The 26,964-nt window shown below is 57.8% G+C and carries 20 protein-coding genes and 5 pseudogenes; 17 read left to right on the top strand and 8 right to left on the bottom strand.

Annotated features, from left to right (window positions below):
- Positions 1-3 precede the first annotated feature (3 nt).
- Together FPZ52_RS19365 and FPZ52_RS17095 are read left to right on the top strand one after the other, a co-directional pair.
- Positions 4-468: a type II CBASS E2 protein gene (locus FPZ52_RS19365; RefSeq protein ID WP_476748542.1), complete on the top strand. Its 465-nt coding sequence runs from the start codon at positions 4-6 to the stop codon at positions 466-468.
- The gene (locus FPZ52_RS17095; protein ID WP_146366818.1) at positions 452-1,588 is read left to right on the top strand and encodes an SAVED domain-containing protein; all 1,137 of its coding nucleotides are present in this window, start codon (positions 452-454) and stop codon (positions 1,586-1,588) included. Before FPZ52_RS19365 ends, FPZ52_RS17095 begins: the two co-directional genes overlap by 17 nt.
- Before the next feature lie 255 nt (positions 1,589-1,843).
- Here the strand turns inward: FPZ52_RS17095 and FPZ52_RS17100 are convergent, their stop codons facing one another.
- The gene (locus tag FPZ52_RS17100; RefSeq protein WP_240804541.1) at positions 1,844-2,215 is read right to left on the bottom strand and encodes a hypothetical protein; all 372 of its coding nucleotides are present in this window, start codon (positions 2,213-2,215) and stop codon (positions 1,844-1,846) included.
- Between the two features lie 266 nt (positions 2,216-2,481).
- Here FPZ52_RS17100 and FPZ52_RS17105 point away from each other — a divergent pair, with 266 nt between their 5' ends.
- The 5 genes and pseudogenes from FPZ52_RS17105 to FPZ52_RS17130 all read left to right on the top strand — a co-directional run bounded on the left by FPZ52_RS17105 (position 2,482) and on the right by FPZ52_RS17130 (position 9,027).
- Positions 2,482-5,325, top strand: coding sequence for an AAA family ATPase (locus FPZ52_RS17105; protein WP_146366819.1), 2,844 nt, complete (start codon positions 2,482-2,484; stop codon positions 5,323-5,325).
- A gap of 978 nt (positions 5,326-6,303) precedes the next feature.
- On the top strand, positions 6,304-6,906 hold the full coding sequence (locus FPZ52_RS17110; RefSeq protein ID WP_146366820.1) for a hypothetical protein: 603 nt from the start codon (positions 6,304-6,306) through the stop codon (positions 6,904-6,906).
- Positions 6,907-7,069: 163 nt separating this feature from the next.
- Positions 7,070-8,004, top strand: a pseudogene (locus FPZ52_RS17115) (IS5 family transposase).
- A gap of 243 nt (positions 8,005-8,247) precedes the next feature.
- Positions 8,248-8,718: pseudogene (locus FPZ52_RS17125) on the top strand (AraC family transcriptional regulator).
- 69 nt (positions 8,719-8,787) lie between these two features.
- Positions 8,788-9,027: a helix-turn-helix domain-containing protein gene (locus FPZ52_RS17130; protein WP_276617468.1), complete on the top strand. Its 240-nt coding sequence runs from the start codon at positions 8,788-8,790 to the stop codon at positions 9,025-9,027.
- Positions 9,028-9,075: 48 nt separating this feature from the next.
- Here the strand turns inward: FPZ52_RS17130 and FPZ52_RS19460 are convergent.
- The 4 genes and pseudogenes from FPZ52_RS19460 to FPZ52_RS17150 form a co-directional block, all read right to left on the bottom strand.
- Positions 9,076-9,186 (bottom strand): annotated as a pseudogene (locus FPZ52_RS19460) (tyrosine-type recombinase/integrase); the annotation flags it as partial.
- A gap of 70 nt (positions 9,187-9,256) precedes the next feature.
- On the bottom strand, positions 9,257-10,021 hold the full coding sequence (locus FPZ52_RS17140) for an ABC transporter ATP-binding protein (protein WP_146366823.1): 765 nt from the start codon (positions 10,019-10,021) through the stop codon (positions 9,257-9,259).
- Positions 10,018-11,064 carry a FecCD family ABC transporter permease gene (locus tag FPZ52_RS17145; RefSeq protein ID WP_146366824.1) on the bottom strand — a complete coding sequence of 349 codons (1,047 nt, stop codon included), beginning with the start codon at positions 11,062-11,064 and terminating at the stop codon, positions 10,018-10,020. The genes FPZ52_RS17140 and FPZ52_RS17145 overlap by 4 nt, the downstream gene beginning before the upstream one ends.
- On the bottom strand, positions 11,061-12,071 hold the full coding sequence (locus tag FPZ52_RS17150) for an ABC transporter substrate-binding protein (RefSeq protein WP_146366825.1): 1,011 nt from the start codon (positions 12,069-12,071) through the stop codon (positions 11,061-11,063). The genes FPZ52_RS17145 and FPZ52_RS17150 overlap by 4 nt, the downstream gene beginning before the upstream one ends.
- A gap of 245 nt (positions 12,072-12,316) precedes the next feature.
- On the opposite strand from FPZ52_RS17150, the gene FPZ52_RS17155 reads away from it, so the two are divergent.
- The 6 genes and pseudogenes from FPZ52_RS17155 to FPZ52_RS17180 all read left to right on the top strand — a co-directional run bounded on the left by FPZ52_RS17155 (position 12,317) and on the right by FPZ52_RS17180 (position 17,724).
- Entirely contained in the window at positions 12,317-12,613 is a 297-nt protein-coding gene (locus FPZ52_RS17155) for an aldo/keto reductase (RefSeq protein WP_168201409.1), read from the top strand.
- Between the two features lie 101 nt (positions 12,614-12,714).
- Positions 12,715-13,655, top strand: a pseudogene (locus FPZ52_RS17160) (IS5 family transposase).
- A 161-nt stretch (positions 13,656-13,816) separates the two neighbouring features.
- A complete protein-coding gene (aztA, locus tag FPZ52_RS17165) occupies positions 13,817-14,587 on the top strand; it encodes a zinc ABC transporter ATP-binding protein AztA (RefSeq protein WP_146366827.1) in 771 nt (256 codons plus the stop codon).
- Positions 14,587-15,453, top strand: coding sequence for a zinc ABC transporter permease AztB (aztB, locus tag FPZ52_RS17170; RefSeq protein WP_146366828.1), 867 nt, complete (start codon positions 14,587-14,589; stop codon positions 15,451-15,453). Before aztA ends, aztB begins: the two co-directional genes overlap by 1 nt.
- 19 nt (positions 15,454-15,472) lie before the next feature.
- Positions 15,473-16,402 carry a metal ABC transporter solute-binding protein, Zn/Mn family gene (locus FPZ52_RS17175; RefSeq protein WP_146366829.1) on the top strand — a complete coding sequence of 310 codons (930 nt, stop codon included), beginning with the start codon at positions 15,473-15,475 and terminating at the stop codon, positions 16,400-16,402.
- A 65-nt stretch (positions 16,403-16,467) separates the two neighbouring features.
- Complete coding sequence (locus FPZ52_RS17180; RefSeq protein WP_146366830.1) at positions 16,468-17,724, top strand: metallochaperone AztD; 1,257 nt, start codon at positions 16,468-16,470, stop codon at positions 17,722-17,724.
- 254 nt (positions 17,725-17,978) lie between these two features.
- On the opposite strand, the gene FPZ52_RS17185 is transcribed toward FPZ52_RS17180, so the two are convergent.
- Positions 17,979-19,028: an aldo/keto reductase gene (locus FPZ52_RS17185; RefSeq protein WP_146366831.1), complete on the bottom strand. Its 1,050-nt coding sequence runs from the start codon at positions 19,026-19,028 to the stop codon at positions 17,979-17,981.
- Positions 19,029-19,125: 97 nt separating this feature from the next.
- Here FPZ52_RS17185 and FPZ52_RS17190 point away from each other — a divergent pair, with 97 nt between their 5' ends.
- Both FPZ52_RS17190 and FPZ52_RS17195 read left to right on the top strand, forming a co-directional pair.
- Positions 19,126-20,025 carry a LysR family transcriptional regulator gene (locus tag FPZ52_RS17190; RefSeq protein ID WP_146366832.1) on the top strand — a complete coding sequence of 300 codons (900 nt, stop codon included), beginning with the start codon at positions 19,126-19,128 and terminating at the stop codon, positions 20,023-20,025.
- Positions 20,026-20,204: 179 nt separating this feature from the next.
- Positions 20,205-21,224, top strand: a complete 1,020-nt coding sequence (locus FPZ52_RS17195; protein WP_146366833.1) for an IS110 family RNA-guided transposase — start codon at positions 20,205-20,207, stop codon at positions 21,222-21,224.
- On the opposite strand, the gene FPZ52_RS17200 is transcribed toward FPZ52_RS17195, so the two are convergent.
- Positions 21,187-21,681: a hypothetical protein gene (locus FPZ52_RS17200; protein WP_146366834.1), complete on the bottom strand. Its 495-nt coding sequence runs from the start codon at positions 21,679-21,681 to the stop codon at positions 21,187-21,189. The two genes, FPZ52_RS17195 and FPZ52_RS17200, sit on opposite strands and share 38 nt — an antisense overlap.
- Before the next feature lie 124 nt (positions 21,682-21,805).
- On the opposite strand from FPZ52_RS17200, the gene FPZ52_RS17205 reads away from it, so the two are divergent.
- A complete protein-coding gene (locus FPZ52_RS17205) occupies positions 21,806-23,794 on the top strand; it encodes an ATP-binding protein (RefSeq protein ID WP_146366835.1) in 1,989 nt (662 codons plus the stop codon).
- 309 nt (positions 23,795-24,103) lie between these two features.
- Positions 24,104-25,749, top strand: a pseudogene (locus FPZ52_RS17210) (IS1634 family transposase).
- A 953-nt stretch (positions 25,750-26,702) separates the two neighbouring features.
- Here the strand turns inward: FPZ52_RS17210 and FPZ52_RS17215 are convergent.
- Positions 26,703-26,891 (bottom strand): hypothetical protein, encoded by a 189-nt coding sequence (locus FPZ52_RS17215; RefSeq protein WP_146366836.1) that lies wholly within the window; start codon positions 26,889-26,891, stop codon positions 26,703-26,705.
- Positions 26,892-26,964: the final 73 nt, after the last annotated feature.

Genomic DNA, 26,964 nt, shown 5'->3' on the forward strand with positions numbered 1-26,964 from the left:
CGGATGGCACATAGGTGGCCCTCCCTGATGATGCGCGTGTATCGGCCGATGTCCCTCAATGCGGCGCCTTGCATCCAATGGGTAGGGCCGATCCGGGGCTTTCAACGAGAGTATCAGATACTTGCCCAATGGAGCTGGATGGAAGCAGCTGCAGCCCCGTATGTCTTCTTGCTTGACCCAGCTTTGAAGCGGCGGGACGGCGAGGACTATATCGACATCCCCCACCTGATCCTGGACGGCGAGACACCCGAAAACTCCGCGCTCTGCCTGTTCGACCCTGACGAGGGCCAATGGGACAACACCATGTGGATTTCGGACACGATCATCCCCTGGGCATCGGAGTGGCTTCACCACTACGAGTTCTGGCACGTCGATGGCGTCTGGCGAGGAGCTAATGCACCCGGCCCGATCAACATACGTGAAATGCGTCGCCTTGCTGAAGGAGGTCAAGATGGCCAGAGGAGCTAAGCCAGACAACAAGACGCGGATGCTCGTCTGGGGACGTGCTGCGGGCCACTGCCAGTATCCGGGCTGTTCCAAACGCCTCGACGAAGACTTGGTGGCAGGCGACTTGCGTAAGAACAACGCCTATCTTGCCCATATCATCGCTTCTGACCCTAGCGGAGAGCGCGGCGACCCGACCCTGTCACATGAGCTCTCCAACGATCCTACCAACATCATGCTGATGTGTGATCCGCACCACCGTGAGATCGATGACCCGAACAAGAAGGACCGATACAGCGTCAGTGTATTGCGGCAGATGAAGCAACAGCACGAGGACAGGGTCGCGCACCTGTTCTCCAATCCTTTGATCAAACCTGCCCATGTCGTGCGAGTCGCGGCTTTCATCGGAGAGAATGAAACCAGCATCCCCCTGTCTGACTGCATCGCGGCCATGGGGAATGAGTTCTACCTGGCAGACCGCCGCCCAATCGACATCCAGATGCGTGACATCGCGACCAAGGACAGTGACCCTGATTACTATCCGACGGTGCTAAAACTCCTGCGTTCAAAGTATGACCGCGAAATCCGAGGAAGATTTGAGGAAGGCGAACTCCAGCACCTGGCGATCTTCGGCTTTGCGCCGATGCCGGTTTTGATGGAACTGGGGCGGCTTCTATCTGACCTCTCGGCAGTCTCCCTATACGGCAAACACCGTGAACCAAAGCCAGGCTGGGCATGGCCAGACGATCAACCTCCTCTTGGCTTCTCAATGTTCAAGGGAAGAACGGGATCGAAAAAAGTCGCACTCAAGCTGTCGGTGTCAGCGGAAATCGTCGACGAGCGCGTGACAGCCGCATATGAGGACGACGACGTTTCCATTTGGGAAATTCGCAGTAATCGACTCGGCACTTCAGAGCTGCGTAGCCAGAACGATCTATCAGAGTTTCGCAAAGTAGTCGGCAAGACCTTTGACGCCATTAAAGATCAACACGGGCTGGATGTCGAGCTATCCGTATTTCCGGCTGTGCCAACGACCTGCGCAATCGAGTTTGGCCGGACGTGGCAGCCGAAAGCGCACCCGGGCTTTCGAATCTTCGATCAAGTGAGGGAGCGAGGTTTCATCGAACGACACTCAATCAACTGACGCCTGGCAGCCATTCACTGAGTTAGCAGCCTGCTGGCCATTGCCTCTGCGCACCAGGATGGCAAGAAGGATGACTGACAATGCGGCGCGGCATGCACCTCTTGACTCTGACAGTTCAGCAGGGGCTCGGGCAAGATCTTCTGTTTCCGCAATCGCAAGAGCAACCTGGTCGAATCCGTCTGGCAAGATGGTGTCGACATGTCAGGCTCAGAAGCAGCGCAAGGCTGTCGCAACCCGGCCCGCTACGCCAGAAGCTTACTCATCCCCGAAATACTTGTCGGCCTCCCCAACCCCGAAGGTCTCCAGCGCCGCACGGTCCATCTCTACACCCTCCGGCCGCACCAGCACATGCGGGATGAAGGGCCCTCCATAATCCACCACAGGATGGCCCTCATGGGTGTGAAGCTCCCCGTTCGCCTCTTGGGCCAACATGATGAAGTCGACGAGATACTGGACGCCATTGAATAAGGCACTTCGTTCCGCCGTAGGAAGGTCGACGATTCTTTTGAGGTCAATCACCTGGTTCATCAGGTCGACGAATTCCTGCTCGGTGAAGTTCTTGGGAAGTCGTTTGGCGAAGTCCTCAAGGTTCATGATTGCGCCTTCTGTGAAATAGATGATGCCCACGGGCTTCCTCAGATTCAGGAGCTATCCCGTGAGGGTGTGGTAGTCTTACTTTTCCGGATGGCGCAACAGAAAAATATTTTGAAGCGACTTTCATTTCATTGATCGCATTGCGAAAAATTGACATGAATCTTGTTTCCACACACAGACACCCGAATAATTTGGGAGTGACCGGCAAACCATACACTGTCGGTGGCACCTGATGGGGAACGGCAATAGCATCATCAAATTGCCGGCTGCTTGAGATGAAGCTAAGGGGGAAACAAACGATGAACCAACAGAGCACTGAGCCCTCGAATGAGGCCGAAGCGCTTGCCGGCATACTTAAATGGTCTGTCGAACTGCCAAGCTGGCAGCGTGACGCCTTGCGTCGGTTGTGCAGCCAGACCAAGCTTGAACCCACCGATATCGCGGCCCTCGTTGATGTCTCCAAGGGCGGCAGTCCCGCAGCTCCGCTGAACGCCAGTCACATCCGTGATCCTGCCGCAAGCCATGCAGTTGTCAGCCTTAGCGCCTTGTATGGACTGTCGAATGTGAATGCGCTCGCGCCTGGCGAGCGGCTGTCCTTCGGCAAGACAGGTCTTACGGTGATCTATGGCGACAATGGGGCTGGCAAATCTGGATACGCCCGTGTCCTCAAACAGCTTTGCCGGGCACGTTCACCGAAGGGCGATACCATCCTTCCGAACATTTATTCCGGAGCAGGCGGCTTACCGACCGCTAGCATAGACTTCCTGATAGGCGGTCAGAAACGAAACACGACGTGGGCTCAGGGGGGAGCGGCCGACCCCATGCTGTCTGCCGTCAGCGTATTCGACTCCCGGACCGCCAATGTCCATGTCGAGAACACCAACGATCTCGCCTATACGCCCCTTCCTCTCCGCATTCTTGCCGGCCTCGCACAGGCGTGCCAAGATGTGAAAGCCGAGCTTTCGGTCGAAATCCATAAGCTGCAACAGCAGACACCCGCCATCCTCTCGAAACCCGAATGCAAGCCGGATACAGCGGTCGGCAAGATGATTGCCGGATTGTCTGGAAAGACCAAACCCGAAGCCATTGAGAAACTCGCAGGACTGAGCCCGCAGGAAGACGCTCAGCTTCAAAGCCTCATTTTCGACCTTGCCAGCGACCCCGCCCGTTCGGTCCGTCAGCTTCAGGCTCAGAAGACCCGTATCAGTGCGGTGATCGACCAGATCAGCAAATTGGCCGCCGCCGCCTCTGATCAGAACCGGGCCTCGCTCCGCGAGGCCCATGGGCGCCTCAGGACTGCACGGGCAGCAGCGTTGACTGCATCAGTCGATCTTTTTGCTGCGGAGCCTCTCCCAGAAATTGGTTCGGACATCTGGAGGGCCCTGTGGGAAGCAGCTCGAACCTATTCACGCGAAGCGGCCTACACCGAAGAGCCTTTTCCCGTGACAGACCCCGATGCCCATTGCGTCCTGTGCCAGCAGCCGCTCAGCGAAGAAGCTGCTAACCGATTGAGCAACTTCGAAGCCTTCGTCCAGGACGAAAGCAAACGTCGTGAAGAAGAAGCCGCTGAAGCATATGGCGAGCTGCTGGAGCAGCTGTCGTCGCATGGCTTCCCCATGAAGGACCTCCCCTCGCTCGTCACTCTGATCCGCGATGATTTCGGCAAGGACGAGCTGGCAGAGAACCTTCGCCGCCAGATCATTCAAATGTCCTGGCGACTTCGGGCAGTCCTTCGAACGCACACCGACGAGGTGTTGCGTGCATTGCCGCCGGACGTGATCCTCATGCCAGAGGCACTACTTGATGTGCAGGACGGGATCGCCAAGCGGATCGAAGGACTGGAAGCAGAGGCTGGCTCTCCCCAACGCGCTGCACTCATCATCGAACGCGACGACCTTGCAGACCGGAAGTGGCTCGGTGTTGTGAAAGCTGACGTTCTTGCCCAGATAAAGCGTTGCAAGGCAATAGAGGCTCTCAAAAGGATCAGCAAGGACACGGCCACAAACAAAATCACGACGCAGAGCGCCCGGATCGCCCAGTCTCTTGTGACAAATCGCTTGCGCGGCCGCTTCGCGACCGAAGTTGACAAGCTCGGGGTCGCTGGCCTCGCCATCGAGCTTCAACAGGCCAAGACCTCAGCAGGGGTACCTTTTTTCCAAGTGCGTCTCATAAACAAACCGAGTGAGCCCGTTGGCAAAGTTTTGAGCGAAGGCGAGCATCGTTGCGTAGCGCTCGCCGCCTTCCTCGCAGAGCTGTCGACCACCGACGCGCAGTCGGCAATCGTTTTCGACGACCCGGTTTCCTCTCTTGACCACCTGCACCGCGATCGGGTTGCCGCACGTCTGGCCGAAGCGGGCGCCACCCGCCAGGTGATCGTGTTCACACACGACATGGCCTTTTTGCTGCTGCTCGACGAAGCCTGCCGTGCAACCAAGGATCACGACGCAACGCCGGTCGCACACCGCCTGATCAGCCGTGGCGCCGATAACTCCGGCTTCTGCCATCAAGACCCGCCAGCCAGCGTCATGCCGCTCGACAAGGTGATGGACGGCATGAAGGCTCACCTCGCCAATGTGAAGATTCATCACCAGCGCGGCGATCAGGCTAAATGGCTCCGGGAAGTGACGTCATTCCAAGACCAGCTTCGAACTTGCTGGGAACGTGCCGTAGAAGAAGCAGTCGGGCCGGTAATCCGTCGCCTGTCGCGAAAAGTCGATACGACTGGCCTGATCAAGCTGACCGTTCTCACGGATACAGACTGTGTCACCATGCGTGAGGCCTTCGGCCGTTGTTCCGCGCTCCTTCATAGTCAGCCCGGCGAAATCAATCCCCGCTTGCCCTCATACGACCTGAAACAGTTCAATTATATCATTGAAGATGAGGTCGGTAACATTCGAATCTCTGAGGAGGACGACGACTTCTTTGTACGCTTTGATGATCTGCACAACATGCGCTCGTTCCTGATGTGTAGCAAGCCAGAGCATTTTCCGAATCCGATATGCGACCATCGATTCAAGTTCGCCGGTTTTACAATCAAATTGAGCTATCGCCGCAATCTTCTTCGCGACTGGCAACATTTTGAGGAGCTAGCAACGCGCTTCGTCAGTTGTGCCTCCCCGGACTTTATCAAAAAATTCCAGTAAGAAAGACGCACGACATTCCAGAGGCCTTAGAATGATTATTGGTAAGGAAACTGAAGCGAAATGAAATGGTTTGATCGAGATAAACTCGAGAAATTCTTCGCCACGCCATTCGGTAATTTTGTTGGGCCGGTGACTTTGTTCCTGTTTGTTCTATATGTGTTCCTATACGTTGAATCAGTAAACCCAATTTACAAGCAAATCGAACTTATAGGTCTGATCTGCTTAACCTACACACTCATCCTAAAACTGCTCAAATTTGCGTTTAAATACCTAAGAGGAAATAAAAAATGAGCGACGTTACAATTACCTTTCCTCGGAAAACAGGAGCAGGAGATCGCGGAACTGAGGGTCCGACGGTGACGATGCTGGGCGCTACTGGCTCTTTCAGTCAAATCAAAAATCAAGAGGATCATGATTAATTGTTGTGGAAATGGTGGAATAAACTGAAGCAGTTCGATGTGAAAAAAAGTCAAAGATTTTTTGCGGCGCCTGTGGGTATTTTTGTCGCAACATTAATCGGATTCTCCATCATTCTTATATCCTTTTTTTCCTTGATTCTACTAACTCGGTCTACAAGCCGATAAAAATAGTTTTGCTTCTCTATTTATCATATGAGCTGGCTTCACAGATAATTGGTTTTCTTGTCCGCTACCTGAAGAGGAAACGATCTATGTAACACGGTTGGGGAATGACCTTCGTGCTAACAACATCCGGACATCGCAATGAAGATTAAACCCTTGGCAATGTTTGCCATCATCTGCCTTGCGAGCGCCGGCTATTACTTTTGGTCGAAGCCGACAGAACCGAACGGGGCCTGGCAGAAGAAGTTCTGTCGGTACTGGATGTGAACCCGGGAACGAGTGCGGCGGTCAGAACCTATTTCACGCAGGTACCATCCATGGTCTTTCCACAGTGGCGGAGCGCAGTGATTTGGGCGTTCCCGTATGACAACCATGTTCTAATCATCCGGACATCGCAATGAAGATGAAACCCTTGGCAACGTTTGCCGTTATCTGCCTCGCGGGCGTCGGCTTTTACTATTGGACGAAACCAATTCAGCCAAACCCGTACCTCGCCGATGAAATCTTGGCCGTGTTGGATGTGGATCCAGATGATCACGCCGAGGTCGTCTTTGAAGGCTGTGTTCTCGAAGTAACGGAGTTTTATCTCAGCGACCTTCGGGAATGCCGACGACCGTTGGACAACATCTCGGAAACGAAAAGAATCGACCTCAGCCAAGTGACCATACATGGGCCGACTGATGGGACCTATATCAGCGGGATCGACTTCTTCGTCAAAGATTTTGACGAGTCGATTCGTGAAAAGCTTTCTGACGCAGCGAAACGGGCATACCAAAGCTACGACCTTCACCAGGATCTAGGCAGTTTGAGTCGAGACTTCGAGGATATCTTTGGAATACTTCAGCAAGAAAATGTAAATAGCTACACCGAGTTACAGCAATGCGCCGGATTTCCCGTCTTGTTGTCTTACTCGGTCGGCGCGCCGTCAATTCTCATCAAGAAAGGCGAAGGTCGCGAGCTCGCAGACGTGCTTCGCCGCGAAGCCAACCGCTGTCAATAGAAGCCCGGAGCCCGATTCATGGATATCAATTTCCGTAGCCCAAACACCAATGATCTGGACGTCTTGTCACTGGCCTTGGGGGAGTATTCCTATTCCGATCGGCTCTGTTGCACAAATCGCGTGAGGGATTCATCTCGTGAATCCAGCGTGGTAGCTGGGATGCATGAGCAGACCTACACCCCCAACCTACAGGACCAAGAACTGGCCAGCCTACAACGAAGCGCTCAAGCGCCGTGGCTCGCTGACGATCTGGTTCGACCCTGAGATGAGCTGGGATGGCGCGCCGACAGGCAGGCGTGGCCGCCGGCAGAGCTACAGCGACGCCGCTATACAGACACGTGCCTCTCGATGAAGGTGCTGTTCGGGATGGCGCTCCGGCAGACAACCGGGTTCGTCGAAAGTCTGCTGCGACTGGTTGGCCTCGACTGGATGGTGCCCGACTTCAGCACGCTGTCGCGCCGTCAGAAGACGCTGGCCGTCAATATCCCGTATCGCGGCTCCAAGGGTCCGTTGCACCTGCTGATCGACAGCACCGGCATCAAGGTCGAGGGCGAAGGCGAATGGCACGCCCGCAAGCATGGCGGTCCCAAACGGCGCGTCTGGCGCAAGATCCATCTCGGGATTGATGAGGAAACACTGGAGGTCCGCGCTGTCGAGATCACCGGGAGCCACATCGGTGATACCCCAGTGCTACCCGACTTGCTCGGTCAGATCCCGGCGGATGAGCGGATCGGCAGCGTCACCGCCGACGGTGCTTACGACACACGTAAATGCCACGACGCCATCGCTGACCGCGGTGCCCATGCCGTCATCCCGCCCCGAAAGAACGCGAAGCCCTGGAAGACCATCACCGCGGGAGCCGTGGCGCGAAACGAGGCCCTGCGCGCGGCGAAATACCTGGGTCGCGCGCTCTGGCGACGATGGAGCGGATACCACCGCCGGAGCCGCGTCGAGACAAAGATGCACTGTGTCAAACTGCTGGGCCAGCGGCTCATGGCGCGGGACTTCGACCGACAGGTCGCCGAGCTCCAGGTCCGCATCGCCGTCCTGAACGGCTACACCGCGCTCGGCATACCCGTCACGGAAGCTGTGGGATAAGTCCGTCCGGGGAAAGGGGAACCTCGGCGTTCGGCCGATTTGTACAACAGAGCCTTTGTCATCGGTTAGGCAAGGCGAGGCGCTGGGATCGGAAGAGATCGCGGATTATCATGAAGACGTTTTTCAGCGCGAAGGCATCAGCAAACATGCGTGGACGGCGACCGTACCGCTTGAAGTTTATGGATCCAATTACGCAGCATTGGGTTGCACCAGCCCCGAAGAAGCTCGTCAGGACGCCTTAGTGTGCATGTCGCGACCCAGACATCGTGGCCGATCCCTGCGCTTTACCAACCCATGCTAGGGCTGGTGTTGCGCGGCACGAAGCGTGTCACCATCGGAGACCGCACGCTGCACTAAGATGCCAATTACTACTTCATTGCCTCCCTCGATGTGCCCGCCTCAAGCGTCGCAGTGGAGGACGGGCCCAATGGGCCCTACTGCGCGGCGCGGCTGACAATTGACCAGGATATTCTGAGCGAACTCTCAGCCGGCCTGTCACGCGCGGACCGGCGCGATACCGCAGCTTTTGCCGTGGCTGCGACCACGCCAGAGTTTCTCGATGCCTGGACGCGGATGCTGCGCTTGCTTGATGCCCCGGACGAGATCGAGACGCTGGCACCGCTACTTGAGCCAGAGATCTTGTTCCGCGTCCTTCAGGGATCTCAAGGCGCACTGCTACGTCAAGCAGCTCGGGCGGATAGCCGGATCGCATAGGTCAGATCCGCGATCGCTCACCTTCGTGCGCACTTTGACCGTCGTGTCAAAAGCGATGAACTGTGCGAAATCGCCGGTATGGGCTCGGCAACCCTTCATCGGCACTTCCGCGCCGCCACCGCCATGAGCCCGCTTCAATACCAAAAGGCGCTGCGACTACAGGAAGCACGTCGTCGCCTAATCGCCAATTCCAGCGCTTCCGAAGCAGCCTATGCCGTCGGCTACGAAAGCGAGCCGCAATTTAGCCGCGACTATACCCGAATGTTCGGCATACCGCCGGGTCGCGACGCCGTGCGACTGAGGCGATAGCATCATAAACTGACTGATGGCGGGGACGATACTGAGTATCTGTCCCCCCTCCAGCAGATGCGTGGCAAAGCTGTGTCGCAGTGTATGAGGCGAGACCTTCTTCTTGATCCCCGCAAAGTCGCAGGCCACCCCGAAGGCCCGGTTGAACTGCCGCGTCGATTGAAACTAAAGGCACAGCATCATGCCACGGTACCCGTTCTCTATAGAACAGGCCGACTTGTTCAACGGCTTATCCCGCTCTGAACCGTATATGCGGTCGGCCCGCATCGGGCGAGGCGCTTATGTCGGCCGTGACCCGGAACACGTCGCGCAGCAGCTCCTGCGTCAGCACGACGTCGGGCGTGCCGCAGGCACGGACCGAGCCCGCGTCCAGCACCACGATCCGGTCGCAGAACATAGCGGCAAGGTTGAGGTCGTGCAGCGCGATGACACTTGTCAGGTCGAGATCGCGGACCATGCGCAGGATCTCGATCTGATGGTGGATGTCGAGGTGGTTGGTCGGCTCGTCCAGGAACATCACCTGCGGCGTCTGCGCCAGGGCGCGCGCGATATGGACCCGTTGACGCTCGCCTCCCGACAGGGTCTGCCAGGGCTGGCTACGGCGGGCGGTCATGTCGACGCTTTCAAGCGCCGCGGCGACCGCACTCTCGTCCGTCGCGGACCAGCCCGACAGGGCCGAGCGGTGCGGCGTCCGCCCCAGGCGCACGACATCGCGCACGCTGACATTGGTATCGGTTGCCGCGTTCTGCTGCACGAAGGCCACCTGCCGGGACAAGGCACGGCGCGGCACCTGCGCAATGTCCCGGCCATTGACCTCCACCCTCCCAGATTGCGGTTTTCGCAGCCCAGCCAGCAGCCGCAGCAGCGACGACTTGCCCGAGCCGTTGGGACCGATCAGGCCAAGGGTTTCGCCCGGTGCGGCGGACAGGGACACGTCGGACACGATGGCCTTGCGCTTAACGCCCCAGTGCAGGTTTTCTGCGACGATGCTCATGCCTGCGGCCTTGCGCGGTAGAGGATGATGGCAAAGAAGGGCACGCCCACCAGGGCCGTGACGACCCCGATCGGAACCGTCTGCTGCGTCGCGATCACCCGCGACACGATGTCGGCGATCACCATGAAGACCGCGCCCACCACGGCGCAGGCCGGCATCAGACGCAGATGCATCGGTCCGACGAGATAGCGCGCGGCGTGAGGAACGACCAGGCCGACGAACCCGATGGCGCCCACCATGCTGACGATTGTCGCCGTCATCAGAGCCGTGACCGCGAACAGCAACAGGCGGATGCGCGCGACCGGCACGCCGAGGGCTGCTGCGTCCTCGTCCCCGAAGGTGAACGCATCCAGCGACCGTGCCATCAGGATGCAGATCACGAGGCACAGGCAGACAACGACCAGAAGAAGCTGGAAGTCGGGCCAGCGCACGCCGCCGAAACTGCCCAGAAGCCAGAACATAACATTGCGTGCCTGTTCGGCGTTACCTGAAGTGGTCACGATATAAGAGGTCAGCGCGTTGAACAGTTGCGAGGCGGCGACGCCGGCCAGGATCGTGTGGTTCGGGCCGCTCGTCGCTCCGTTGCTCAGCAGCGCCACCAGACCGAAGGCGGAGAAGGCTCCCACAAAGGCCCCGACCGACAGCGACAGGCTGCCTGCGCCGACACCGAGGATGATCACGCAGACCGCCCCGGTCGAGGCACCCGCCGACACGCCAAGGACAAAGGGTTCGGCCAGCGGGTTGCGCAGCAGCGCCTGCAGGATCGCCCCACAAAGCGCCAGGCCCGCCCCCGCAAGCGCTGCGACCAGCGCGCGGCTGAGCCGCAGGTCCCAGACCACGCTTTCCTCAATCGGCGGAAGCGTAGCGCTGGTCAGGCCCAAGCCGTTGGTGATCGCCAGAAAGACGGTCCCCAGTCCGATCGTGTAGTCGCCGATGGCAGTCGCCACCGCGATGGCGCAAGCCAGCACAACGGCAGAGACGAGTGACAGAAGCGCAAGCCGCACCATGCTGCCGTCGCTACCGTTTGGGACGCTTGCGGTCATTCCGACAGGTCGAGCGCCTCGAGTTGCTCGGCGACCTCCTCTGCCCCATAGATTGTCTGAATGCTGGCATTCGTCGCGGCGCCGGGCATCACGACGATGCGGCCCTTCGAGACCGCCTCCATCTGGCTGACAATGGGATCGGATTGCAGGAACGCGATCTTGTTCTCGGCCGTGTCGAGAGTCCAGCGCTCGCGGTCCACCTGCGCCGCGACGATCACTGTCGGGTCCGAGGCCATGATACCTTCCCATCCTAGTGTCGGCCATTCGGATTCGGCCTTGATGGCGTTCGAGCCGCCAAGAAGGTCCGCGATATAGCTCGACGGACCGTTGCCTCCGGCCAGATAGGCATCGTCTTGTGGCGACGGGCTGGAGAACCAGACCAGGAAGGTTAGGTCCTCGCGATCCTCGAACCGGTCGCGCAGGGCAGCCTCGCGCGCCTTGAGATCCTCGATCACGGCCTCACCGCGATTCGCGACATCGAAGATCCGCGACAGATCCTCGATCTCCTTATAGAGCTGATCCATGGACCAGAGATCGGCGCGCGCGCCGTAGATATCGCCGGAAACCTCGGTGACCGAGCACGCGCTCGGCGATAGATAGGTGGGAATGTCCAGCGCGTGGAAATCCTCGCGCTTTGCGACCTTGCTGTCCGGTCCCAGAAGCGTGACAAGCATTGCGGCGACAAAGTCGGGTTGCTTCGACAGCACCGACTCGAGGGTCGGAAACTCGACGGTCAGCAATTCCACCTGGGCGTTCGCCTCTGCAAGTTCGGGCAGCACCTCGTTCGGCCAGAAGGCGGTTGCCACCATCCGATCCTCCAGACCCAGCATCAGCATGATCTCGGCGCTGTTCTGGCCTAGGGCCATGGCGTTCTGCGGAGCTTGCTCGAAGGTGACGGTCTGGCCGCAGTTCTCGATCGTCAGGGGATAGGTCGTGTCCGCATAGAGGGGTGTGCCAAAAAGCGCCAGCACAGTAGTTCCAAGCGCGAGGGTTGACTTGAGTGGCATCGAGGTGTCCCATTCCGAGTAATTTTATCGGGAGCCGGCTATTCCCAAACCGACAAAACATCAAGAGTGTTTTTGTCAGGTATTGTCGCAAGAGCCGACGCGTCAGCTTGGCAGCAAAAATGCAGCCACACGGCAGCAAGGTGGCGATGCGCAAGTCGACAGTTTCTCGGAGAAACTGGACATATCATGCGGGAACGACATGCCCCGGCAGCAGGTTACCGAACGGATTGCGGGGAAAGAGCGCGATGAAGGTCGACGCCATTCCTCTGCCGAACACCCGGAACGTCCGGATGCCGAAGATCGGTATCGGCACCTGGGGCATCGGTGAAGATTCGCAGGCCGCAGAAGGTGAAATCGCCGCTCTCCGCCACGCGCGGGACCTTGGCTTCAGACATTTCGATACTGCGGAGATGTACGCGGACGGTGGCGCCGAGGACATTCTGGGTCGCGCTTTCGGCGGTCAGGGCAAGGATGATCTGTTCATCACGTCCAAGGTCTATGCCTGGAATGCGTCCAGGGACGATCACCATACTTGGCGATGAAACTCATCCGCTATAGGGTGCATGAGGTGCAGTGGAGGGGCTCTGTTGCACAAATCCTGTGAGGGATTCATCTTGTGAATCCAGTGTGGTAGCTGGACGGCATGAGCAGACCTATCCCCCCCGCCTACAAGACCAGGAACTGGTCGGCCTACAACGAAGCGCTCAAGCGCGTCGCTTCGCGACCTCGCTGACAATCTGGTTTGATCCCGCCATGACCTGGGAGGCGACGCCGACCGGAAAGCGTGGTCGCCAGCCCGACTACAGCGATGCTGCCATTCAGACCTGCCTTACGATTAAAGTGCTTTTCGACATGGCGCTGAGGCAGACGACAGGATTTGTAGAGAGCTTGCTGCGTCTGATTGGCCTGGACTGGGCGGTACCAAATTTCAGCACCCTGAGCCGTCGCCAGAAGACCTTGAATGTAAACATTCCCTACCGTGGATCAGGCGGCCCGTTACACCTGCTGATCGACAGCACAGGCATCAAGGTCGAGGGTGAAGGTGAATGGAACGCGCGAAAGCACGGTGGCACCAAACGCCGTGTCTGGCGCAAGATCCACATTGGAATTGACGAGAAAACACTCGAAATCCGGGCTGCAGAGTTCACAACCAGCAATGTCGGCGACGCGCCCATGCTGCCCGAACTTTTCGACCAAATCCCGCCCGATCAGGAGATCGGCAGCGTCACCGCCGACGGTGCCTTCGACACCCGCAAGTGCCATGATGCCATCGCCGCTCGCAGCGCTACGGCCATCATACCACCCCGTATAAATGCCAAACCATGGAAGCCCGATAGCCCCGGGGCGATGGCGCGGAACGAGGCGCTTCGCGCGTCGAAACGCTTCGGTCGAACTATCTGGTGACGATGGAGCGGCTATCACCGCGGGAGCCGCGTCGAGACTAAGATGCATTGTGTCAAACTGCTGGGCCAACGTCTGGCCGCTCGGGATTTCGACCGTCAGGTTGCCGAGTTCCAAGTCCGCGTCGCTATCCTGAACGCCGTCACAGCGCTCGGCATACCCGTCACCGAAGCTGTGGGATGACTCTGTCCGGCGAAAGGGGAACCTCCGCCATCAGCTGATTTGTGAAACAGAGTCCTATTCGTCCTTTCTTCAATATTGCGTTGCAGTCGCAGTGCGCTATGTTATAGCATAACATGCTGCGCGCTGCCCTGACCTTTTTGATGCTTGAAATCTGACTAATAATGAACCCTGCCTCTTTCGATAATTGCATCACCCTCACCGACCTCACAGTCGGCAATGACAGTCATGCTGCGATCCATCATTTGAGCGGGAGCTTTGCATCCGGCAGTCTCACCGCTATCGTGGGACCGAACGGTTCGGGCAAGTCGACGCTGATCAAGACGATTGCCGGAATGCTCAAGCCGATGAGCGGGACATGCCGCATCGCCCCCGACCTCAAGCTTGCCTATCTGCCCCAGCAGTCCGAACTCGACCGCAGTTTCCCGGCTAAGGTGATGAGCCTGGTCGCTCTTGGCCTCTGGCAGAAGCGCGGTCTTTTCGGCCGCTATCTTGCAGAAGATCGTCAGGCCATTGCCGCCGCCTTGCGGATTGTCGGGCTGGAAGGGTTTGATGCGCGGTCCATCGATTCACTTTCTGGCGGACAGTTGCAGCGGGCGCTTTTTGCACGTGTCGTGGTGCAGGATGCCGATCTGATCCTGCTGGACGAGCCATTCAATGCCATTGATGAAAAGACAATCCGCGACCTGATCGCGCTGATCCGGCGCTGGCATGATGAGGGTCGCACGGTGATTGTCGTCGCCCATGACCTTGATCTGATGCGCGCCACCTTTCCGCAGGCCCTGCTGCTGGCACGGCGTGCTGTCGCCTGGGGGCCATCGGCAGAGGTTGTGACATCCGAAAATATGCGCAGGGCTCGCGCGTTTCAGGAAGCCTGGGACGAGAATGCCCCATGGTGCGTGCAGCCGTCTGCTACGGTCCGGGAGGTGGCGTGATGCTCGACCTACTGATCGCCCCTTTCATCGAATTTGCCTTCATGCAGCGCGCGCTGGCGGGCGCATTGCTGCTGTCCTTGTCGGCCTGCCCGGTCGGGCTCTTTCTGATGCTGCGGCGGATGAGCCTGACCGGCGATGCCATGTCCCATGCGATCCTGCCGGGCGCGGCGGCGGGCTTTCTGCTCTACGGGCTGGAGATCGTGCCGATGACCATTGGCGGGCTGATCGCGGGGGCCATCGTAGCACTTGGCGCTGGCGCAGTCGCACGGCTGACGGTGCAGAAGGAAGATGCCTCGATGGCGGCATTCTATCTGATCTCGCTGTCGATCGGCGTGGTGATGGTGTCGTTGCGCGGCTCCAGCGTCGATCTGATGCATGTCCTGTTCGGGACGGTGCTGGCGCTGAACGATGATGCGCTCTGGCTGATCGGCCTTGTCACTTGCGTCACGCTGGTGGCGGTTGTGGTGCTGTGGCGGGCGCTGGTCGCTGAATGCCTGGACCCGCTGTTTCTGCGTTCCGTCTCCCACCTGGGTGGGCTGGTGCATTTTGCCTTTCTCGGACTGGTCGTGCTGAACCTTGTCGCAGGCTTTCAGGCGCTCGGCACGCTGTTGTCTGTCGGGCTGATGATCCTGCCGGGTGCGGCGGCGCGGTTCTGGGTGAACGATGTAGTGGCAATGTGCCTCGTCGCGGTCGGGGTCGGCATCATTGCCTCGCTTGCAGGGCTACTGCTTTCCTACCATGCCGGCCTGCCCTCGGGCCCGGCAATCATTCTTTCGGCAGGTGGGATCTATCTGATTTCGCTGCTGGCCGGGCCGCGCGGTGTACTGCGGCCTTTGCTGCCCCGTCACAATCACCGGACCGCCTGAATCTATGAAAGGACACACCATGAGAGACTGGCTTCAATGCATCGCCGCCTGTTCTGCAATGACATTCGCATCCACTTTTGCCGCGCAGGCCGAGCCGTTGAACGTGGTAGCGACCTTCTCGATCATCGGAGATTTTGCCGCCGAGGTGGGTGGTGAACGTATCGCCCTGAAAGCGCTGGTCGGACCGGATTCCGACAGCCATGTCTATGAACCGCGCCCGGCGGATGCCATGGCACTCGCCCAAGCCGATGTCGTCCTCACCAACGGCCTGGAATTCGAAGGGTTCATGACCCGCCTCATCGCCTCCAGCGGGACGCAGGCCGAGATCGCGACTCTGACCGACGGAATCGAGACGATGGAAGAACCGGGCGGCGGACACTATCATTACAACAATGGTCAGGCGATTTTCCACGCCGGCGCGCATGATCCGCATGCCTGGCAATCGGTGGCAAATGCCAAGGCCTATGTGCGCAATATCGCCGCCGCCTTTTGTGCAGCAGATGCTGAGGGTTGCCCAGTCTATGAGATCAACGCCACCCGTTATGCCGACGCCCTGGATGTGCTGGATGCAGAGATCCGCGGTTTGGTGGCCACGCTGCCCGGCGACCGTCGGACTGTCGTCGTGGCACATAACGCCTTTCGCTATTTCGAAGTGGCTTACGGCATCCATTTTCTGTCACCGCAGGGCGTTTCGACTGAATCCGAAGCCGCCGCCGCAGACGTTGCGGGATTGATCCGCGAGATCCGAGAAACCGGCGCTGCCGCGATCTTTGCCGAGAACATCAGCGATACCCGGTTATTGGAGCGTATCGCAGCCGAGGCCGGACTGACGCTGGCAGGAACACTCTATTCCGATGCTTTGTCCGGTCCCGAAGGTCCTGCCCCCACCTATCTGGCAATGATGCGCCACAACGCAGGCGTCATCGCCGCAGCGCTCGACGCCATATGATCCGCCGGAGCCGGCTTTCATAAGCTTTGCTCCTTGCCACCCGTAAACCAACCAGGAGACACTCAATGTATAGACAACTAGCCGGTGCAACAGCGATGGCGATGGTCCTTGCCGGAACCGCCTTCGCGCAGGAGCATGATCACGATCATGAGGACGTGACCCTTTACCGCGTCTTTGTCGGCGACCACGCCGCACCGCGCGTCACCGTCGTTGATCTGGAAGCCCATGATCATGAGGAAGAGGGGCACGACCACGCCGACGAGTCCTGGACATTTGAAACGACAGGTCAGGTCAAGCTCTTCGGTGTTGCAGGTGGTGCCGTGGTGGCGGCGGTGCAGTCGGACGATGATGCGGTGCATTTTTTCACCAGCGGGATTTCCTTCCATGACCACGGCGATCACGCGGATATCGAAGTCTCAGATCCGGCAGCAATCAACACTGTCCTGACAGGGCCGCGCCCCTTCCACCTGGTCGACCATGGCGGTTCGGTGATCATCAACTACGATCAGGGCGGATATGCCGAGATCATCGACGCGCATCACCTGTCACATGGCGAGGTTGAGATCACGCGCCTGCCGCAATCGGAGCCGCATCACGGCTTTGTCGCCCGCCTTGGCGACCATTGGCTTACCACCGTTGGTACCCCAGCACCCGCCGAGGGAAAGGAAGCCGCGCCGCGTCCCGGTCTGCAGGAGGTCACCATCGCAGGCGAAGCAGTCGGTGATTTGGCGACCTGCACCGCCATTCATGGCGAGGCCTTTTCGGGTGCTTATCTGGCCGCCGGTTGCCGTGAAGGTGTGCTGACCGCCACCGCAGGTGCCGACGGCGTTGTTTTCGACATGCTCGAATACCCCGCCGACCTGCCACAGGGGGTCACCACGGGCACGATCCTTGGCGCAACCGGGGTTCAGGTATTCCTTGGCAATTATGGACCGAACGGCCTCGTCGTGATCGACCCGGCGGATGCACCGCATTTCCGTTACATCGAACTGCCGTTCCGCCGCGTTGATTTCGTACTGGACCCGGCCAATCCTGCGCATGGCTATGTGCTGACCGAGGATGGCTCGTTGCACCGTCTGAACCTTCTTCAGGCCGCAATCACCGGCAGCGCCAAAGTGACAGAGCCCTATTCGATGGACGGCCACTGGAATGATCCGCGCCCGCGTATTGCCATGGCAGGCGATGACATCTTGATGACCGATCCAGACGCCGGCCTGCTGCGTGTGATTTCGGCTGAAACGCTTGAAGAGGAAGATACCATCGCGCTCGAAGGTACTCCCTACAACCTTGCGGTCGTCGGTGGCAGCGGCATGACGCACTGATTGCCATGAAGGAAGGCGGGTCCGCCTGCCGGAGGTGACAAAGCAGACGATGTTGATCGCGCTTTGTCACCTTTGTCTTCCACGAAGCCTTCGACTTTTTTGCACTGCGTGCTTCAGCGGATTGTCCGCTTTGTCTAAGATTTGTCGCCGCTGCTGTCAGCGTGAGCTGCAGCGGCGACAAATCTTAGACAGAACGGACGCTCACAATTTGCTCAAAGTAAAGACCGGCGCTCGATTTCGGTGCCGCTGCAATGCTATCGCGTTTGAATGGATAATCCACCGTAGATGTTCTGCCGTATCTCCGGTCGTTGGAGGTAAGAGTGAGGAAACCCAAGAACCGGCGCACCTGCGTCTTCCAGTTGCGAAAGTTGCGAAGGATCGAGTTCGAAGCTTAGAGCCGCAAGGTTGCCTTCTAGCTGTTCCAGCGTCCGCGCGCCAAGAATCGGAGCGGCAACACCTGATCGCGAAAGCAGGAAGGCTAAGGCGACTGCGGCAGGAGTTCCGCCTGTCTCAGCAGCGATTTCCGCCTGCACGTCGAGGATACCGAAGGTTCGGGCGTCCATTGGAGAGCCCTGTCGGGCCATGGCTGCACGCCCTTGGGCATCAGCACTGCCCCCCTCAAGATCCTTGCGGCTATACTTCCCACTAAGCAGCCCGCTTGCCAGCGGCGACCATGGAAGGACGCCCATACCCATCTCACGGGCCATCGGGATCAAGTCGCGATCGCCGCTACGCTCGATGAGATTGTACTCGAGCTGTAGAGCAATCAGCGGAGACCAGCCGCGTAGATCGGCGATGGCCTGCATACGAGCAGCTTGCCATGCTGGGATGTCCGACAGCCCAAGGTAGACAACCTTGCCCGCAGCAACCAAATCATCCATCGCTCTCAGGATCTCCTCAACCGGCGTCGTAGAATCCCAAGCGTGGAGGTAGAGAAGGTCAATATAATCGGTCCCGAGCCGGCTGAGGCTGTCCTCCACTGCCCGAACCATGGAACGACGACTGTTTCCGCCAGAGTTCGGGTCTCCCGTACGCATAGGAAGGGTGTATTTTGTGGCAATGACCAGCGTGTCGCGCCTACCGGCAGCGAAAGCACCTAGCATTCGCTCAGACGTGCCACCGGTATAGAAGTTCGCTGTGTCGATGAAGTTGCCACCGCGATCAACGTAGGTATCGAAGATTTGCCGCGCTTCTGCCTCTTCCGCACCCCAGCCCCATTCGGTCCCGAAAGTCATCGTGCCCAAGGCCATCGGTGATACCTTAAGCCCTGATCGGCCAAGTAGCCTATAGTCGTCTAACCGCATCACTACTCTCCATGTTCCTTTAGCGGCAAGGTGGCAGATCGACTGCGTGGTGAGAATACGCTACGCTACAATCAGGCTGTTAAGTAGAAAGACTACAATGCGAGGGAACGACATTGCCCAACTGCGGGTATTCCTAGCAGTATTAGACCATGGTGGTTTTCGCAGGGCAGCGCCACACCTCGGCATGACACCGTCGGCGGTCAGCCAGTCGATCCGCACCCTTGAAGAAAGGTTGGGCCAAAGGCTTCTGAACCGCACAACTCGCAGCATCGCTCCAACGGAAGCGGGCCAACAACTTCGAAACCGTATTACTCCAGCACTGGCTGAGATCGCGGCAGCCGAGGATGAATTGCTGGCTATCTCGGATCGTGTGACCGGGCGGGTGCGGATTACCGCTCCAAGAGTTGGTGCGGAGCATGTTCTTGCGCCGCGTCTGGCCAGCTTTCACGCCGCCTATCCCGGTGTGAAGGTTGAGATTGTCGTCAGCGAAACGCTAGACGATGCAGTTGCTGGCGGCTTTGACGCTGGTTTGCGGCTTGGCGATAGCTTGGGCTTGGGGATGCGCGCCGTTCCGGTCGGAGGGCCGGCTCGAATGGTTGTCGTTGCCGCGCCTGCCTATCTTGCTCAACGCGGTCTCCCTGAGACTCCAGAAGCGCTTTGCCAACATTCCTGCCTCAACTTTCCGCGACCGTCCACCGGTGTGCCTTGGCTGTGGGAGTTCGAGCAAAACGGCCAGTGTCTCCAAGTCTTCGTGGATGGTCCGCTTATTTCGACCGATGCCTGCGTACTTCTGCGAGCAGCGATTGAGGGAGCCGGCATCGCATTCCTGTTTGAGCAGGACGCTGCATCGTCAATCGCTTCAGGGCGGTTGCAGGCGCTGCTGACAGATTGGACGCCGCGCTTTCCCGGTTTTCATCTTTACTATGCTGGCACCCGCTTGGTCACGCCTGCACTGCGGGCCTTTATAGACCATCTTACTAAACGCCGAACGCCTTAGCCAAGGGGCGGCTAAGGGCTCGAACCGGTCATGCGGCGGTGCGGCGTGCTGGACGCCCAAGCGAGTGGGTCTGCCCGGCAGAGACGGCCCAAAGAGGATGAGGTGGGTGGCTCCTGCTCCACCGGCATCGAATGTGCCAAAGTGCAGTTGTTGTTGACTGCTAGGAAAGGAGCCACCCAATGACAGTTAAGACAATCGGCCTGGATTTGGCCAAGGATGCTTTTCAAGTTCACGGTACTTCTGAGAACGGACGTGTGATTTTCAACAAGGCAATCAAGCGGGCGAAGCTTTTGGCGTTCTTTGAAACCTTGCCGCCTTGCACCGTCGGGATGGAAGCTTGCGGATCAGCTCACCATTGGGGTCGCACGTTACGCAGGCTCGGCCACGATGTCAGGCTGATGCCAGCGAACTACGTGAAGCCCTACGTCAAACGTGGAAAGACAGATGCGGTTGATGCGGAAGCGATTTGCGAGGCAGTCAGGCGCCTGACGATGCGTTTTGTCGAGATCAAGACAGAGGATCAACAGGCGGTTCTGTCGATCCATCGCACTCGCGACTTGGCTGTCCGGCAGCGCACCCAGATGGCCAACATGACCCGCAGCTTGCTACGCGAGTTTGGGCATATTCTGCCGATTGGGATTGAGGCGGTCACAGCGTTCGCCAAGCGCCATCTGGATGGAGATCACCCGGACATGCCGGATATCGCAAACGGCATGCTCGGCATGCAGTGCTATCAGTTCATCGGCTTGAACGAGCGTATTGCGGGTTACACGAAGATGATCGAGCAGCATGCGATGCTGAGCACAGACGCACGCCGACTGATGCGCATGCCTGGCATCGGGCCGATCACGGCATCGGCGATTGTCGCAACGATCGGCGATGCAAAACAGTTCCGCACAGGGCGCGATCTGGCAGCCTGGCTCGGACTGACCCCTCTCAACAAATCCAGCGGCGGCAAGGAACGTCTGGGCAAGATCACGAAGCAGGGTGATCGCTACATTCGCAAACTGCTGGTCGTGGGTATGACGTCTCGCGCTGTCATGGCAAAACGTTCGCCAGAGAAAGTTGATCTCTGGACGGCGAAGATTATCGCAGACAAACCATTCCGATTGGCAACAACCGCCATGGCCAACAAGGCCGCTCGGGCCATCTGGGCGATGCTCACGAAAAAACAGGAATACCGGCAGCCTGCGTTCTAACCGCGCCGACTGCCCACGAGATGCAAGACGTTGAAGTGATGATGCGGAAATAAGTCAACCAAGAGCAAGGACACTCCGGGAATGGCAGCGGCCCTTTGAGGTCGATAAGCCGATTGGAACCTCGTTCGCGGAATTCATCAGGGCCAGTGGAACACCACCACACAAACAGGCCGGACAGACGACAGTACTGACAAAAATGACCGCAGATACCACCAGAAAACGCTTGCAATGCAGGAGCCACCCACAGATGCCTTTTACCACAAGCCTGTTTGCGGCAATGCAGCTTCTCTGAAGCTGCCGTTCGACATATCGCGCAGCATTCTGGAGCGGCGACTGACAGCAGTGCGGATCTTTGGAGAACCTGCGTAATATCCTCCGCGCTTGCGCGAACCGCCTCGGAGACAAGCGGGAAGAAAACCTCCGCTGTTTCCAGAACAAAAATGGCCAGGTCGCGCATCAAACATCCGCCGCGACATGCCAAGTTGGGTATCCCTCCAATGAACCTAGCATTGGGAGCTTGCATGCCACGATCCACTCAGGCAACCATTCACCGAAGCCGAATACCTTCAAGAGGATAGAACGTGCCGTCAATTGATCAAACCCATAGATCTGAATTTGAAGTCAAATTGGATGAATTATTCTCTGATTTCATCCAAGCGGCGAGTGATCTATTCCGAAACAATCAAGACTACATTAAAGATTTTGAAGGTGGGAGGTATTTGTGCGCCTACCTGACTCCTTCCAAGAGATTGCGTCAAGCGATGGCCGCAGACAGAGAGGTTCTCCTTGTCGTCTCCACCTTCTCCGACCAGCAGCAGCGCATCATTAAATTCGTCCAAGCTGAAATCTCGGATTCAAAAGGTCGACTGGAGCCTACAGTCGCAATTGTAATTCACTTAGATCCATCGGGCAACGTGAAACTGAGGAATTGGGGGCGTGACCTGGGCATATCTGTCCTTCCGATCGATGCAACAAATGGATTTAGTGACGCTCGGGACATAGAAAGAAAGCTCGCAAACCAACTATTTTCGCATGATCCCTTTGATGTGACCGGTCCGGTTTCTGGAGAAAGCAATTTTTTCGGAAGGCGCGATGAGGCAATTGATCTCGCCAGAAAGCTACAAACGGGCCAGATTCGTTCTTGCCTTGGGATAAGGAAAGTTGGAAAAACTTCGATAATAAACAGGGTTTTGAAAGAGGTTCCCAATCTATTTGACTGCGCAGTCATCATGATTGACTGCTCAAAAGATGACGTTTTTGAGATGAACGCGTCAAATCTTTTGTCTTCGATTGCCTCAACCTTGCAAAGCTTGTCATCGACTAATGCGGGCTATGCAACAATCACACCAAGGCAAAGCGATATCTCCATCGCAGAAGCGAGGCGCAAATTAGAAAGCGCAGTGATCTCGTGTGAGCATGTCGTCTTAATTGTTTTTGATGAAGTTGACTACATCACACCGGGAAGCCCGACATCAACAGAATGGCGCAGCGAGTTCAATGTATTCTGGAGAAATTTGCGGGCCGTATACCAAGATTGCGACAGGACGGAAAAGCCAATGTCCCTTTTGATCGGTGGTGTTTCCACCCATTGGTTCACTGTCGGTGAGATCCAGGGAATCGAGAACGCCGCGCTCGCATTCGTCCCGGAAGAGTTTTTGAGCCCCATGGCAAAGGGCGCTACAATTGCGATGCTAAGGAGGCTCGGAAAGGTCGCGGGCCTTGGCTTTTCTGAAGAAGCAGCAGAGCTGGTGGCGCTTGAAACCGGAAATATGCCATATTGGGCCAGAAAGTGCTGTTCATACATCCACAGAAAGATACCTATTTCAGATCGACCAAAACAACTAAGCGTAGCTGAGATATCGCCGCTCGTTGAGGACTTCGTTCAGAATGAGGGGTGTCAAATTGCGGAAGTGGCGATAAACCATTTGTTCAGAGTTCACCCAGATATGATGGATGTGTGTCGGCACATACTTTCTGGTAAGGCATCCGAGGCTCGGGAGAACTTACGCAGGACGCTGCGTCAATACGGCGTCACCAACACCAGAGACGCGTTCTCAGGGAAAATGTTCGAGAACGCTGTGAAGACCGTAATGGCGGCACCTCCGATTCCAGTTAGTGATCGGGTTGAACCTCGCATTGCAGATGAGGGAGCGTTGGGAGAATGGGCGGAAGAGTTGGCAGCACTTGGCCAGCGAAGAAACTTACTTGAACGAAGATTGCGCGGAATTGCGTTAAACTTCTTGAGGATGGATGCAATGATTAACCAAAAATTGGATAGCCTCAATGATAATATTAAAAGTGCGCTTCCAAGCAACCGAAGGAAGATTTTATCTGGATACGACCTGGAGAATTTTTTTCAGAAGTTAATGTGGCTTGAGTTAATCGGGATAATATCAAAGAACTGGTCAGTATTTGAAAAGATCTTTGGAGACAAGAAGGCGTTTGAGGGCAATGCTGAACTTATCAATGACCGCCCTGATGCCCATGCGAAAGAGTGGGACACGGCTGATTTCGCGCTCTATAGGAGATCCCTCACTTGGTTCGAAGAACGAGTTACAAAACTTCAATAGACTGGCGAGGTATAACGGATCGAAGCTTTCTGCCTTTTCGATATCCTTCCGACCTTCTTCGTGTGGAAGAAAAACGCCAAAATCTGGTCAACTACTGAGCCTGCCATTCTGCGGCTGCGCAATACTTCAGTCATGAGTACCCCGGGTTCGACAGTTAAGCCGAGATTTGGACGGACTGGCCTTTTCCGCACACAATGAAATCAATGGCTTGTCGTCCTGAAGGTGCTCTTTTGGGCGAAGTTTTGTTGTAACACGTCTTAGATGATAAGCGGCTTGTTTGAATGATCATGGATGGCATATTGTTCGTCCATGTACACGCGCATCACCGAATCCGGCGGCCGTCGCTACCTGCAACTCGTCGAGGGTCACCGCGACGAGGCCGGAAAGGTCCGCATCAAGGTCGTCGCCAATCTCGGCAGGCTGGACAAGATCAAGCCCGGCAAGCTTGACCCACTGATCAACGGCCTGAACCGCGCCGCCGGCCGGCTCGAGAATACCGCCTCCGATATCACCTATGAATCTTCTCTGGGTTATGGCGATGTTTTGCGCTGCATGAGATCTGGAAGGATCTCGGTTTCGACCGTGCGTTGAACCGGGCGCTGCGCTCCGGACGGCGCGAGATCAATGCCGAGGCACTCATCCGTGCGATGGTGTTCAACCGCCTCTGTGCTCCGGACAGCAAACTGGGCTGCCTGCGCTGGCTGGACACGGTGGCGATGCCGGCCATGCCGGAAACCGTGACGCATCAGCATCTGCTGCGCGCCATGGATGCCCTGATGGACCATGCGGATGCCGTGGAGGGTGCTCTGGCCCACCAGATCCGCCCACTGGTCGACCGCGATCTGGCCGTTGTCTTCTACGACCTGACAACCGTGCGCATCCATGGCGAGGGCGCAATGGAGGACGATATTCGCGCCTTCGGCATGAACAAGGAGATCGGCGGCATCGCCCGGCAGTTCGTGCTTGGTGTCGTGCAGACCTCTGACGGCCTGCCACTGCTGCACACCGTTCATCCGGGCAACACGGCCGAGACGAAGACATTGCAGGGCATGTTGCAAAGGGTGCTCCAGCGGTTTCCGGTCCAGCGCGTCATCCTGGTAGCTGATCGCGGGCTGCTGAGCCTCGAGAATATCGGCGAACTGACATCTCTGGCTGATCAGGGCGGCCGCAAGCTGGAGTTCATCCTTGCCGTGCCCGCCCGCCGTTATGCCGAGATGGCAGAAACCTTCCGCGGGCTTGCCTTCGACGATGATGGCCTGGCCGAGGATACCTTCGCCGGGCATCGCCTGATCGTCGCCCATGATCAACTGCGCGCTGAAGAGCGATCAGGCCGGCGCAGGGCGCGCATCCGAGAGCTCGAAGATATGGCAGAGCGCATGGTGACGAAGCTTGATCGGCAAGATGACGGTGAGACCGCCCGCGGTCGTCGCGCTTCCGATCGTGGCGCCTACAGCCGGTTCACTCGCGCCGTCGCCGAAGCCGAACTGACCCGCTTCATCAAGCCCGACCTGCAAGCCGACCGGTTCAGTTGGAGCCTCGACGAGGACGCCATCGTACGAGCGGAACTCTTCGACGGCAAACTCGCGCTGCTGACCAACGCGTCCGATCTGACGGCGCCTGACGCCCTATCACGCTACAAGGCCCTGGCCGATATCGAGCGCGGCTTTCGCGTGCTGAAGTCCGACATAGAGATCGCCCCCGTCCACCACCGGCTGCCCGACCGCATCCGCGCCCATGCCCTGATCTGCTTTCTCGCGCTGGTACTCTACGGCGTCATGCGCATGCGCCTGAAGGCAAAGGGGCATTCCGCAAGCCCCCGCACAGCACTCGACATGCTCGCGTGCATCCAGAAACACACCGCCCATGCGGGAAACCGCACCCTGCACGGCGTCAGCAGAACAACACCGGAGCAACTCGACCTCTTCGAAGCCATGGATCTCCCCAAACCCGCCTGACGGGCTTTGTTGTCACATTTTTGGCTAATCGGCCTTAACAATATCAATTGTTTAAGCGCTTTGCTGATGAACTTGGGGAGTACAGTCAACAATGTCTAAACCAGCCTGCTGCGGTGCGAGTTTAGTCCTGATCTACGGACTTTCTTTTCGCTCAGCCGCCTCCGCGGCTTACGACCGCAGCGAAAGTCCAGAACCCGCCCGAACTTTCCGATGCACTTTAGGATCGAGCAAGGGCCGCACCTGCGCGTGGGATGTCTGCGAAGGGTCGAGGCGTCCGTTCCCCAGCTGAGAACAGGCAAGACGCCAGTCTACCTCCCCAGCTGTTCCAAGCGTACCATACACTGAAACAGCTGGTCCGTAGGTCCGAGACACAATGGTTGCTCGACCGCGCGAACCCTTGCCTCGTTTGGAACATCAGGCAGGTGTTCCCGGTTCAGTGTAGAAGCGAACCTGCTGCCAAGGTCTCGGCCCTGGTAATCATCCGGGTGATATGCCTCAAGTTGAGCTCGTGCGGCTCTGCCACCAGATCGATGACCTCGATGATCGCGTCGTGGATGTATCGCTCAATCCCCGACGTCGGCCTTCGCGTTCTGCAAATGCAATCAGATCAATCTTGCCCGGTGCGGTCAGGTGGATAACTTCCAGACGGCTCAGAAACGGAGCCGACAGACGACGAGGCTGTTCGATGTCAGGATCCAGCTGATCCAGGACATGTCGAAGCCGACTGATAGTAGGGACATTTCCAGGCGGCTGCGGACGACCGCTCCAGAAAGGGCAAAAGCCCGTCTGTCAAGCTGTAGTTCTGCCCCTTGTTTGACATCGTATCCCCGGCTTTCTCGATTTCGTCGATCACGACCAATGGGTTCGCGTAATTGTGCTACAGAATGTTTGAAGCGGGCGCCCGGGGAAGGCGGAGCCCCATCCACGTTGTGAACACTTACTGCGAACGAGGCCTATTCGGCGATCCCTTCGATCCCACAGCGCGGGATCCCGATATGGCGGTTCACCTCACGCGCCCACATGCTTTTGCCGATGCCCGGCGGACCGTTCAACAGAACGGGCGGCAGGCGGAAACCTCGCTCACCTGACGTACGGATTGGCGCATTGCCTTCCAGAGGTGATCGGTCGCCTGCGCCATCCATGGCATCTCCGTGTGAATGGCCGCCGCGATTTCGTCGGCTTGATCCTCGTTTTTGATGCGGGCCAGCCGGGCGC

The sequence above is a fragment of the Qingshengfaniella alkalisoli genome (assembly GCF_007855645.1).
GTDB lineage: Bacteria > Pseudomonadota > Alphaproteobacteria > Rhodobacterales > Rhodobacteraceae > Qingshengfaniella > Qingshengfaniella alkalisoli.